Raw genomic sequence first — 11,956 nt, forward strand, 5'->3', positions numbered from 1 at the left:
ATCCACCAGAGAGTGATGGGGCGCCAATAAATAAACAGCGTGACAAGTATCGGAATCAAACACTTGATAATGGTGAATCAATTCAGGAAATACAATAGCGAAAAGTTGGAAAGGATATGCATGGAGCTTTTCTGAAAAAAACTTTGGAGAAAGAAAAGATAGGTGTTTTAAACTTGATTGAGGATGAGCACTATTTTACCACGTTAGCATTTGTTGCAATTGATGAAAATGGTGAGCGAGAGTTTTCTTTTTCAAGAAAACCAGGTGCAGATACCAAATTACAGGCGGATGAATTGAATTTGGAGTTATTACAGAACTGTAAAATTTTTCACTTTGGTTCCTTATCTTTGACAGCACAGCCTGCACATGAGGCAACAGTAACAGCAGTCTCACATGCGAAAGCAGAAGGGGCATTGATTTCTTACGATCCGAATTATCGAGCTTCTCTTTGGAGCAGCGAAGATGTTGCTATAGAAACAATGAAATCGATGATTTGTTATGCAGATGTGATGAAGATATCAGATGAAGAAAGTTTGCTTCTGACTGGAGAAAAAACTTATGAAGCTGCAGCAGATCAATTCTTACAGATGGGACCGAAGTTAGTTGCTGTTACGCTTGGTAGCGAAGGCGTTTTAATAGCATTTGGAGAACGAAAAGAACGTATTGCAGGATTTCAAGTGAAGTCAGTAGATACTACAGGTGCAGGAGATTCTTTTTGGGGTGGTTTTTTGAGTGCTTACTTGGAATTTAGAAAACCTGTTGAGGAACTATCTTGGAAAGAAATAAAATATTGTGCAGAATACGGAAATGCTACGGCGGCACTTTGTGTGCAGAAACGAGGTGGTATCCCAGCTATTCCGAAAAAAGAAGAAGTAAGTCGAATGATTCGGCGTTAAAATAATGATGATAAACGCCCATCTTTGACAGTTGTAAGGTAACAAAACGGCTACAAACCCAGTAAATGGGTATTGTGGCCGTTTTTCTTTTTGCATCGATATGTACTATATTATTCTTACTTTGATTTTATCTGTTTTGTATTCTTGATGAGGGTTCGCATATCTGATTTACTAATGAATTCATTATCCGTTCTAAAATCAAATATTTTATGTAAGGCATCGGTTAGTTCGGTTCTTGTATAAGAGGGTATATATCCGCTCGCTGTGTTCAGTAGAGTCATTTGCATAGAGCGTAATGTTTCCAATATCTGGTCTGCTGTACAAAAATTATTGTCTATGATTATGAAGGCAATCAGCTTTTGAAACTAGGCGGAGATGACATATTCGGTATCAGCTATCCATGGCTGGAAGACATGCAGCTTTTAGATGACGGCTCTCTGTTAATTATGGTGACACAGGAACGAGATGACGGATCAGCAAATGAATTTTTTTTGTTGCCTGCATTTTCATACATATGGGACTTGTGGAGGAATTTGGAAAATTTGCATTTTGCATTTAAAAGATATAAAATGAATGTCTACGGAAAGAAAATAAGCGAATTTATGAAGGAGTTAGCGAATGTCAAAAGATGAATATTTAATTACAGATGCGCCTCTTAAAGCGCTGACTGTTTTTGCAATGCCTATGATTTTAGGCAGCTTTTTTCAACAAGTATATAATATGGCTGATTCTATTATCGTTGGTCAGTTTGTTGGCTCATCTGCACTTGCGGCAGTCGGCGCCTGTGCTGCACTTACGAATGTCTTCATTTGTATAGCATTGGGGGCCGGCGTAGGTGCAGGTGTACTTGTGAGCCGTTATTTTGGAGCCAGAGATTATAGTAAAATGAAAACAATTGTATCAACATCATTGATCAGTTTCCTGATTCTAAGCATATTTCTGGGTGTCTTTGGATTTTGTTTTTCCCATTCGATGATGAGTTTATTACAGACACCTGCGGATATACTGGAGGAAGCAGTACTGTATCTCCGTGTTTATTTTGTGGGATTTCCATTTCTGTTTATGTATAACATCCTTTCAACAATGTTCACTTCGATCGGTGAATCCAAGATTCCACTGGGACTTTTGATATTTTCTTCTGTTTTGAACATTTTAATGGATCTCTGGATGGTGGCGGGACTTGGTTTGGGAGTGTTTGGTGCAGCACTTGCAACGCTCATCGCACAGGGGATTTCGGCAGTGTTTTCACTTTTGATCTTCTTTAGCAGGATGCGCCGGTATCAAAGTCATTTTGACTGGTTTGACAGGCATGAATTGTATTCCATGCTGCGGATTGCTGTACCTTCGGTTCTGCAGCAGTCTACAGTGTCAATCGGTATGATGATCGTACAGGCAGTTGTAAATCCATTCGGTACACAGGCACTTGCAGGTTATGCGGCAACGATGAGAGTAGAGAATGTTTTTTCCTTGATATTTGTATCTATCGGAAATGCAGTTTCACCGTATGTTTCCCAGAATCTAGGCGCAAAGAAAATGGATCGTATCAAAAAGGGATATCACGCGGCACTGGTGTTAGATCTGTGTTTTGCAGTTCTTGCTTTTATAGTCATTGAAACACTGCATACGCAGATTTCTTCGTTATTTCTGGGTAAAGATGGATCCGCCTTGGCATATCAGGTGTCAGGGGATTATATGAGATGGCTCGGTTACTTTTTCATTTTCATGGGTATCAAGATGGCAACCGATGGAGTACTTCGTGGACTTGGAATCATGCGCCCGTTTCTCATCGCCAATATGGTAAACCTTGCGATCCGTTTGGCAGTTGCTTTGATTTTTGCGCCCAGGTTTGGCATTGCATTTGTCTGGCTTGCTGTACCGGCTGGCTGGTTTGCAAATTTTTTGATTTCCTATGTGGCACTTAACGGATGTAAAGTGTTCTCATCATGAGCACAGCCATGAGGAAAGGCATACATGTGGCGAGCATGGATGCGGTATTTAAAATAAGTCAGATAACATACAGAGATAGAAAAATAAGGGCAAAAAATTCGGTTAAAGAATTTTTTGCCCTTATTTCGTCTTGCGGCATATAATTCTAAAGGATATAGAGTAGTAGGTAATTTTATACCCCACCTGATGTTATAAACTATAGACATAAAAGAGAAAACAGATCATTTATTTTCAAAGAAATGGAGGAACTGGCAATGAAAGGTTTTAACACAGGTGACGGTTATATGGGAATGGTAGATGGTGAATATATCTTATTTGCCAGCGAAGCGGATTATTATGATTATGTGAATGATTAGAGATGTGATTAATGGTGCTTAAAATGTGTAAAGAAAATTCCCATGTGTGCTATACTTTACTCATATCACGAAAAGGGGAATACTTATATGCCAAAAGGAACAAATCAAAAGCTAAAATTATATCGTCTCGCACAGATCATGCTGGAAAATACAGATGAAGAACACTATATTACCATGCCGGAAATCATGGAAGAACTGGGAAAATACGAAGTGACCGCAGATCGCAAAACAATCTATGCAGATCTGCGTGATCTGTCTGTACTCGGGATCGAGGTAGAGGGCGAACCCATCGGCAACCGCTATCATTACCGCGTAGTCAACCGCCCATTCGAACTGCCGGAATTAAAGCTTCTGGTAGATTCCATCCAGTCTTCCAAATTCATTACAGAGAAGAAGACCAACACACTGATAAAAAAGCTGGAAAAGCTGGTCAGCAAATACGATGCACAGAGGCTGCAGCGACAGGTGTATGTATCCGGAAGAATTAAGACGATGAATGAAAGCATCTATTATACTGTCGATGCAATCCACAATGCGATTTCTGAAAATAAGAAGATCAAGTTCCAGTATTTCCAGTGGAATGTGAAGAAAGAGATGGAACTGCGTCACGGAGGAGCATGGTATCATATCAGCCCGTGGGGATTGTCCTGGGATGATGAGAATTATTATATGATCGGATATGATGCAGAGGCGCAGCTGATCAAGCATTACCGGGTGGACAAGATGCTGCATATCCGGATGTCGGATGAATCCCGTGAGGGAAAAGAACACTTCAAGAAGCTGGATATGGCGGATTATGCCAAGAAGAGTTTCGGAATGTTCAGGGGAAAGGAAACGTCTGTAAAGATGCTGGTAAATAACAGCCTTGCGGGCGTGATCATTGACCGGTTCGGGAAAGATGTGATGATGATTCCGGAAGATGAGGATCATTTCCGGGTGAATGTGGATGTGCATGTGAGCAAACAGTTCCTGGGATGGGTATTCTCGCTGGGGGAAGCAGTTAAGATCATTGGCCCGGATGAGGTTGTGGAGCAGATGCGGGGAGAGGCCCGGAGGCTTATGGAGCAGTATGGGGAGTAGGAAATGGATTCTGAAATAGCAAAACAAGAACACGATTGTAAACTTGCAAGAAAAATAAGTTGACAATCAAAGCGAAATACGATAAATTGTTAACCATAAACTGAAAGGAAGGTTAACAATTTAATGAACACAAAAACAAAAAAATTATCCACCGTAAGTATGGTATTATGCGGAATGTTCGCGGCGCTGGTTGCCATAGGAGCATTTATCCAGATCCCGGTTCCATATATGGATTATTTCACACTTCAGTTCTTTTTCGTACTGCTTGCAGGATTGATTCTGGGGGCTGATAAGGGAGCAATATCTGTAGGATGTTATGTATTACTGGGACTTGTCGGAGTACCAATCTTTGCAGCAGGCGGAGGAATCGGATACATATTCCGGCCAAGCTTTGGTTATCTGGTCGGATTCATTGTAAGCGCATATGTAACCGGAAAAGTATGCGAAAAGCTGAAAGCAAGTTACAAGAACTATTTGCTTGCCTGTCTTGCAGGATTTGTTGTGACATATGCAATCGGAATCGTGTATAAATTCATAATCTTGAACTTTTATGCACATACACCGGCAACGCTGGGCGTGATCTTTTTGTCCTGCTTCCCATTAGATATGCCTGGAGATTTTGTATTATGTCTGCTGGCAGCCGGTGTGGGACTTAGAATGCGGAAAAGCGGATTTTATCTGAGCTAATAAAAAAGGGGCATGAGATTATGGCAAAAGGAATATTTGTGACGGGCACAGGCACAGATGTAGGAAAGACGTATGTCACAGCATTAATCGTGAAAAAGCTGGCGGATGCAGGAATCCATGCAGGCTATTATAAGGCTGCATTATCAGGCGCAGAGTCCATAGAAGAAAGTGACGCAGGCTATGTAAAGAAGATTGCCGGTATCACACAGGAAGACAGCAGCTTACTGTCATATCTGTATCAAAATGCGGTGTCTCCGCATCTGGCTGCCAGAATAGAAGGGAATCCGGTTGATCCGGAAACGGTAAAAGCAGATTTTGACAGGGTAAAGAAAGAGTTCGATTATGTCACGGTAGAAGGAAGCGGCGGAATTGTATGTCCGATCCGCTGGGATGAAGAGCATGAGATCCTGCTGGAAGACATTGTGAAAATGCTGCATCTGAATACTCTGGTGATCGCAGATGCCGGACTTGGCACGATCAATGCGGTTGTCCTGACGGTAGAATACATCCGCAATCATGGAATGGATGTAAAAGGAATCATTCTGAATCATTACTCGGGTGGAGCGATGCAGGAAGATAATGAGAAAATGATCGAGAGATTAACGGGGGTACCGGTGATTGCCAGGGTAAGAGATGGTGACAGGGAGCTTGAGGTTGATCTGGAAGTGTTGAAAAGGGTGTATGATTGATGATGAGAAGAGGGAATTGACTGCGGTTGATTTCCTTTTTTGATGTATGGAAATAAAAAGAGGTGAGAATATTATGCCCCACCACCTGAATTATACTATACACATCAAAGGGAATAAAATAGAATTCCGGGAGATAAAAGTAATTATAAGATAATAAATCAAATTCAGATGAACACGTTTTCAAAGCGAAAGGAGCACACACAATGGCAAAAATATTTATCACCCTGACAGGAACAAAACACTACTTCGGAAATGATTTTCTGGAAAAAGGTATGAAGATCAGATTAGAAAAAGAACCGGATAATGAATATGACAAGGAAGCAATCAAAGTGACGTATGAAGGACTTGGGAAGATCGGTTATGTAGCAAATAGTTCGTATACAGTCATCGGAGAGTCTATGAGTGCAGGTCGTCTGTATGACAAGATCGGTGACACGGCATATGCGAAGGTGGTATTGGTTACACCGGCAGGAACAATCTGCAAGATCTGTAAAAAGAGTCTGAAAAGTGAACAGGAGGAAACAGCATGAATTACCTTGTGATAGATTTAGAAATGTGTAACGTACCGAGAGATTATCGGAGCCGATCTTATAAATATGCAAATGAGACGATACAGATCGGAGCTGTTCTTCTGGATGAGGAATTCAAAAGAATCGGAACGCTTAGCCAATATGTACATCCGGAACACGGAGTGATCGATCCGTTTATTCAGAATCTGACAGGGATACGAAATAGTCAGGTGAAGAAAGCACCACGTATTGAGGAGGCTCTGCTACATATGATCGACTGGATCGGCGATCGTGAGTATAAAGTCTATGCCTGGAGCGGTTCCGACAGAGCACAGCTGCTTCATGAAATCAAAGCAAAGAAGATCTGTGATGAGCGGATTCTGGATTTTGTCTGTGAAGCAAGATGGATCGATTATCAGGATGTATTTGTAAAACGATTCGGAATAGAACGAAAGATTGGTCTGGAAGAAGCACTGGGCAGGGTGGAGATTGAACCGGAGGGACGACTTCATGATGGTCTGGATGATGCGGTGAATACAGGATATCTAATTGAAAAGTTGAAAATGAATCCGGAGTATAAGTTAGTCAGCTATGAAATGCCAGAGCAAGAGCAGGGACATCTGTCGTGTACGCTTGGAGAATTATTTACGGGATTGGAGTTGAAATTGGCGTGAGGGATGTTTTGATATTCAATGAATATAAAAAAAGAAACGAGCACCCCGCTTAGGCAATAGCCGTACGGTTGCTTTGTGAAGGAGAGTATACTCTTTCTTGTATCCATCCACTCCCATGCAGTATAATAAATACAAGACAATATTGGAACAAGTATCACACCCTCAGGAGGCAACCGTGAACGCAAGAAACGAAACCACAAAATCAACCACAACACTGGACTACTACAACAAAAACGCAAAAAAATTCATCACCGGCACTATATCTGTAGACTTCGGAATCGTGCAGAATCACTTCCTGGACAAACTGCATCCGGGAGCGGAAATCTTGGACTACGGCTGTGGTTCCGGACGCGACACAAAATATTTCCTGAACCAAGGGTACAAAGTCACTGCCATAGACGGCTCACAGGAACTATGCAAACTCGCAAGTGAATATACAGGCATTCCGGTAAAACACATGCTGTTCCGGGACCTGAATGAAAAAGAAGCCTACGACGGAATTTGGGCATGCTCATCAATCCTTCATGTTCCGGCAAATGAACTGCAAGACATTATAATGAAGATGACAAATGCTCTTCGAGCCCACGGAATCATTTACACATCCTTCAAGTACGGGACATTCGAGGGCGAACGAAACGGCAGATATTTTACAGATATGACAGAAGAGACATTTGCAAAATTGATTCAGGACATGGATGAATTAGAGATAGAAGAACAATGGATTACATCAGATGTACGTCCGGGGCGGGGAGAAGAAAAATGGCTCAATCTAATTTTGAGGAAAGAATAGATACATATGAGATCGAATCTACGAATGTAATGACCGGGGACAGAGACCGGAGCCGGTATCTATATTATCAACTGAAAATGAGTATGGCAAAGGCGAAGCAGATTGATATCATCGTCTCATTTCTGATGGAGTCGGGTGTGCGGATGCTCTTAAATGATATGAAGCGGGCGTTGGACCGGGGCGTGAAGATCCGTATCCTGACGGGGAATTATCTGGGGATCACACAGCCGTCGGCCTTATATCTGATCAAGAGCGAGCTCGGCGACCGTGTGGATCTGCGCCTGTATAATGAAACATCACGCTCATTTCATCCAAAATCTTATATATTTCATTATGAATCTTCGAATGAAATATACATCGGATCATCGAACATTTCCAAAAGTGCGTTAACTTCAGGAATCGAATGGAATTACAGATTCAGTGATACACTGGACAAAAAGAATTATGAGTTGTTCTATGCTACATTTGACGATCTGTTTCTGAACCATTCGATCATTATAGATGATGAAGAATTAAAACGATATTCCAAGGCATGGAAGAAGCCGGCGGTGTCCAAGGATCTGACGAAATATGACGCTACAGAAGATAATGAGGACAGGAATGCTGAAAATGTCCGAATGTTGTACCGTCCGCGGGGAGCACAGATAGAGGCACTATATGCGTTACAGGAAAGCCGCATGGAAGGTGCGACGAAAGGACTTGTATATGCGGCCACCGGAATCGGAAAGACATACCTTGCTGCATTTGATTCGGCAAAATATGAACGGGTGTTATTTGTTGCACACAGAGAAGAAATCTTTAAGCAGGCGGCGGTTTCTTTCAAAAATGTGCGGAACTCGGAGGATTATGGATTCTTTGACGGAAAAGAAAAGGATACGGATAAATCCGTTATCTTCGCATCGGTGGCGACACTCGGAAGACCGGAATATTTGAATGAGACATATTTTCCGGCAGATTATTTTGACTATGTGATCATTGATGAATTCCATCATGCGGTTACAGATCAATACCGGAGAATCGTAGAGTATTTTCAGCCGCAATTTTTACTGGGATTAACAGCAACACCGGAAAGAATGGACGGAAAAAATATCTACGAAATCTGTGATTATAACGTGCCATATCAGATTTCCTTAAAAGAAGCGATCAACAAAGGAATGCTTGTACCATTTCACTATTACGGCGTGTATGATGAGACGGATTATTCCGGGCTGCGGATCGTGAAGGGGCGCTATGATGAGCAGGAGCTGAATCAGGCTTATATCGGAAATGAAAGAAGATATGATTTGATTTACAAATATTATCGAAAATATTGTTCTTCGCGTGCAATCGGATTCTGCTGTTCCAGACAGCATGCAGAAGACATGGCAAAAGAATTCTGTCAGAGAGGAATCGCATCCGCAGCAGTATACAGTGGTGAAAATGGAGCATATGCCGAGGAGCGTAACGAAGCTATCCGCAAATTGAAGAACGGAGAGATACGGGTGATCTTCTCTGTGGATATGTTCAATGAAGGTGTGGATATCGCTTCCCTGGATATGGTAATGTTCCTGCGCCCGACGGAATCCCCGGTCGTATTCCTGCAGCAGTTGGGACGAGGACTTCGTCTATATAAAGGAAAAGAATATCTGAATGTATTGGATTTCATCGGAAATTATGAGAAAGCGGGGAAGGCACCGCTGTTGTTAAGCGGAGAGCAGTCATTTAACAAGAAAGGATTCTGTGAGTATCAGGATCTGGAATATCCGGATGACTGTATCGTTGATTTTGACATGCGTCTGATCGATCTGTTCAAGGAAATAGATAAGAAGAAATTAACACTGAAAATGCAGATCCGGCAGGAATATTATCGTGTGAAAGAATTACTGGACGGAAAGCGGCCAAGCAGAATGGATTTATTCACTTATATGGATGATGAGATTTACCGGATTTGTGTCAGCGGCAGTCATGCGAAAGAAAATCCATTCCAGCATTATCTTGATTTCCTGTATGAACTGGGTGAATTATCAGAGGATGAGCAGAAGTTATATGCGGGAATCGGTCGAGAATTCATTCAGACGATCGAAACTACGGAGATGCAGAAAGTGTATAAGATGCCGATCCTTTACAGCTTTTATAATCATGGAAATATCCGGCTTGCGGTTACGGATGAAGAGGTATTGGAGAGTTGGAAGGAATTCTTTGATACAGGGACGAACTGGAAGGATTTCCCGAATGTGAATACTTATGAGGATTATAAGAAAGTGACGGATAAACAGCATTTGAGTAAGGCGAAGAGGATGCCGATTCGATACTTGAAGGCGTCAGGGAAAGGATTCTTTGTGGAGAAGGATGGATATGCGTTGGCGTTGAGGGATGAGATTGGAGACGTTGTTGGGAATATGGCGTTTGGTGAGCAGATGGGGGATGTGCTGGGGTATAGGAGTTTGGAGTATTATCGGCGGAGGTACAAAAAAGAGTAGAAGAGATGGGGATTAAAGCTGACGGGAAAGGTCAGCTTTTGATATAGGGGATTTTTTAGAAAAATAATAGAAAAAGTGACAAAAAGCGACAGATTTTTGAGTGTTATGTGTATTTATAAGTAAGAGTTTGTAAATGAAAAATAGAGTAAAATTATAGGGGAACGTTTTCTTTCAAAAATACATGGAATTTATATAGTTATGCTTTATTTTTTATGAAGTGGCACAATATTAATAAATAAAGTTATTGAGATATAAAAAGGAAGGAGAAAAAATGAGAAAAATAGTTTCTTTTGCGTCAACACCAAATGAAGCAATAAAATGGAGTGAATTGGGAAAATATAAAAGATTAAGTAAGGAAGAATTGTATATATATGATTTTGAAAATATTGAAGAAGTTCACTTTATAGGAAGTAAAAAAGGTGAAAATGATTATGAAATTGAAGAAACAAAGTGGGGCATATATATCAATATGGAAGAAGCTATTTTGTTGTATATATGTTCATGGCAAACAAAAGAATTTAAGCTGTTGGAAAAAATAAATAAAAATATTAAATGTTTGGACATTAGATTTACTTCAATTAATGAACTTGACATAAGTGAATTTGATAAAATTAATAAATTGGTTTTAAGTAATAACCGTTATTTAGGTCTAGTAAATGGAATAGAGAAAATTTCAGGACTTCGGGAACTTTATCTTAATAATTCATCTATAGAAAAAAATCCGGATTTAAATAATTTCCCTGAAATATATGTATTAAATTTGTCAAATACATTAATTAGTGATCTGGAAGGTGATGAAGTAAGGAGAAATTGCAAATTTTTGGATCTATCTAATACAAAAATCAAATCTTGTAAAACAATACAAATATTTCCTAATTTGAGGAGATTGTCTTTACAAGAAACAGATATCGTTTCGTTGAAAGGGATAGAGCAGTTAAAAAAATTAGAAAGTTTAAATTGCAGAGATACAAGAATAGAAACTATAAATGAAGTGATGAATTTAGAAGCATTGACATCATTAAATATTTCATATACAAATATTAAAACATTGGATAAAGTTATGTTTCCAAACACAATTAGATCTTTAGTAATGGATGGAATAGGAATTAAAACGATACCTGTTAATATATGTATGTTAAAAAATCTTAGGAAATTAGGGATTAGTAATATGCATTTAGATTCATTACCGCCTGAAATATTAGATTTACAATTAAATTTTAATATTGACGAAGAGGCAAGAAAAAGAAATGGAATAAATTTATTTAACACAAAGATTGATAATATGGATGAAAGTGTTTTACAACAGCCAAGAACAATTATTTCAGCATGGTTTAAAAATAATAATAGAGTACGTATACCAAAAAAGTTAAATGAAGCAAAAGTTGTTTTTTTGGGAGATGGAGGTGCAGGAAAAACATTTTCTATACAACGTTTATTGAATAATTGTGAAATGCAAGAGGAATTTTCGGGAGAATCAACACCAGGAATTTCGATTCAAGATTGCAAATATGAGATAAATGGGGAGGAGATATTAATACATTATTGGGATTTTGGAGGGCAAGAGATAATGCACTCTATGCATAGAATGTTTTTGACTAAAAGAACGTTGTATGTGGTATTTGTAAATGCAAGAGATAATACACAAGACGAAAGGGCAAGATATTGGTTACATAATATAAAAAGTTTTGCGGATCTGGTGCTGAAGGAGCATGAGGCTGCCAGGTGGTTGACCAGGGAGGAGCTTACGGATGTGGAGTGGCTGCCGGCGGATGTGGCGGTTGCGGAGAAGATTGAAGAAGAGATGGACTAGAAAATATAGAGAGGAATAAGTGGACATTGAAAATGAAAAAGAACTCAAATTTGAAGTAT

General features: G+C 40.0%; 10 protein-coding genes and 1 pseudogene. 10 read left to right on the forward strand and 1 reads right to left on the reverse strand.

Annotated elements, in window-relative coordinates; translation table 11 throughout:
- The first annotated feature begins 116 nt into the window (after window positions 1–116).
- Window positions 117–896 (forward strand): carbohydrate kinase family protein, encoded by a 780-nt coding sequence (locus GT508_RS10400; protein WP_138376068.1) that lies wholly within the window; start codon window positions 117–119, stop codon window positions 894–896.
- Between the two features lie 116 nt (window positions 897–1,012).
- On the opposite strand, the pseudogene GT508_RS15135 reads toward GT508_RS10400, so the two are convergent.
- A pseudogene (locus GT508_RS15135) lies at window positions 1,013–1,225 on the reverse strand (IS1634 family transposase); the annotation flags it as partial.
- A 289-nt stretch (window positions 1,226–1,514) separates the two neighbouring features.
- Here GT508_RS15135 and GT508_RS10405 point away from each other — a divergent pair.
- The 9 genes from GT508_RS10405 to GT508_RS15080 all read left to right on the forward strand — a co-directional run bounded on the left by GT508_RS10405 (window position 1,515) and on the right by GT508_RS15080 (window position 11,897).
- Window positions 1,515–2,843, forward strand: a complete 1,329-nt coding sequence (locus tag GT508_RS10405; protein ID WP_161144171.1) for an MATE family efflux transporter — start codon at window positions 1,515–1,517, stop codon at window positions 2,841–2,843.
- Between the two features lie 443 nt (window positions 2,844–3,286).
- Window positions 3,287–4,279 carry a helix-turn-helix transcriptional regulator gene (locus tag GT508_RS10415; protein ID WP_161144172.1) on the forward strand — a complete coding sequence of 331 codons (993 nt, stop codon included), beginning with the start codon at window positions 3,287–3,289 and terminating at the stop codon, window positions 4,277–4,279.
- 123 nt (window positions 4,280–4,402) lie between these two features.
- On the forward strand, window positions 4,403–4,966 hold the full coding sequence (locus GT508_RS10420; RefSeq protein WP_006426874.1) for a biotin transporter BioY: 564 nt from the start codon (window positions 4,403–4,405) through the stop codon (window positions 4,964–4,966).
- 20 nt (window positions 4,967–4,986) lie between these two features.
- Window positions 4,987–5,655 (forward strand): dethiobiotin synthase, encoded by a 669-nt coding sequence (gene bioD, locus GT508_RS10425; RefSeq protein WP_161144173.1) that lies wholly within the window; start codon window positions 4,987–4,989, stop codon window positions 5,653–5,655.
- Window positions 5,656–5,858: 203 nt separating this feature from the next.
- Window positions 5,859–6,185: an HIRAN domain-containing protein gene (locus tag GT508_RS10430; protein ID WP_118309159.1), complete on the forward strand. Its 327-nt coding sequence runs from the start codon at window positions 5,859–5,861 to the stop codon at window positions 6,183–6,185.
- A complete protein-coding gene (locus GT508_RS10435; RefSeq protein WP_055181745.1) occupies window positions 6,182–6,838 on the forward strand; it encodes a 3'-5' exonuclease in 657 nt (218 codons plus the stop codon). Before GT508_RS10430 ends, GT508_RS10435 begins: the two co-directional genes overlap by 4 nt.
- 175 nt (window positions 6,839–7,013) lie before the next feature.
- Window positions 7,014–7,628, forward strand: coding sequence for a class I SAM-dependent methyltransferase (locus GT508_RS10440; RefSeq protein ID WP_330576918.1), 615 nt, complete (start codon window positions 7,014–7,016; stop codon window positions 7,626–7,628).
- Window positions 7,598–10,087: a DEAD/DEAH box helicase family protein gene (locus GT508_RS10445; RefSeq protein WP_161144174.1), complete on the forward strand. Its 2,490-nt coding sequence runs from the start codon at window positions 7,598–7,600 to the stop codon at window positions 10,085–10,087. Before GT508_RS10440 ends, GT508_RS10445 begins: the two co-directional genes overlap by 31 nt.
- A 1,282-nt stretch (window positions 10,088–11,369) precedes the next feature.
- Entirely contained in the window at window positions 11,370–11,897 is a 528-nt protein-coding gene (locus GT508_RS15080; protein ID WP_279283729.1) for an ADP-ribosylation factor-like protein, read from the forward strand.
- The last annotated feature ends 59 nt before the right edge of the window (window positions 11,898–11,956 follow it).

This window comes from Dorea sp. BIOML-A1, assembly GCF_009875615.1.
GTDB classification, from domain to species: Bacteria; Bacillota; Clostridia; order Lachnospirales; family Lachnospiraceae; genus Dorea_A; species Dorea_A amylophila.

Excerpts from the sequence above, each read along its gene's own strand:
- GT508_RS10400 (WP_138376068.1), top strand. The coding sequence starts at position 117 with ATGCATGGAGCTTTTCTGAAAAAAACTTTGGAGAAAGAAAAGATAGGT.
- GT508_RS10405 (WP_161144171.1), top strand. The coding sequence starts at position 1,515 with ATGTCAAAAGATGAATATTTAATTACAGATGCGCCTCTTAAAGCGCTG.
- GT508_RS10415 (WP_161144172.1), top strand. The coding sequence starts at position 3,287 with ATGCCAAAAGGAACAAATCAAAAGCTAAAATTATATCGTCTCGCACAG.
- GT508_RS10420 (WP_006426874.1), top strand. The coding sequence starts at position 4,403 with ATGAACACAAAAACAAAAAAATTATCCACCGTAAGTATGGTATTATGC.
- bioD (WP_161144173.1), top strand. The coding sequence starts at position 4,987 with ATGGCAAAAGGAATATTTGTGACGGGCACAGGCACAGATGTAGGAAAG.
- GT508_RS10430 (WP_118309159.1), top strand. The coding sequence starts at position 5,859 with ATGGCAAAAATATTTATCACCCTGACAGGAACAAAACACTACTTCGGA.
- GT508_RS10435 (WP_055181745.1), top strand. The coding sequence starts at position 6,182 with ATGAATTACCTTGTGATAGATTTAGAAATGTGTAACGTACCGAGAGAT.
- GT508_RS10445 (WP_161144174.1), top strand. The coding sequence starts at position 7,598 with ATGGCTCAATCTAATTTTGAGGAAAGAATAGATACATATGAGATCGAA.
- GT508_RS15080 (WP_279283729.1), top strand. The coding sequence starts at position 11,370 with ATGGATGAAAGTGTTTTACAACAGCCAAGAACAATTATTTCAGCATGG.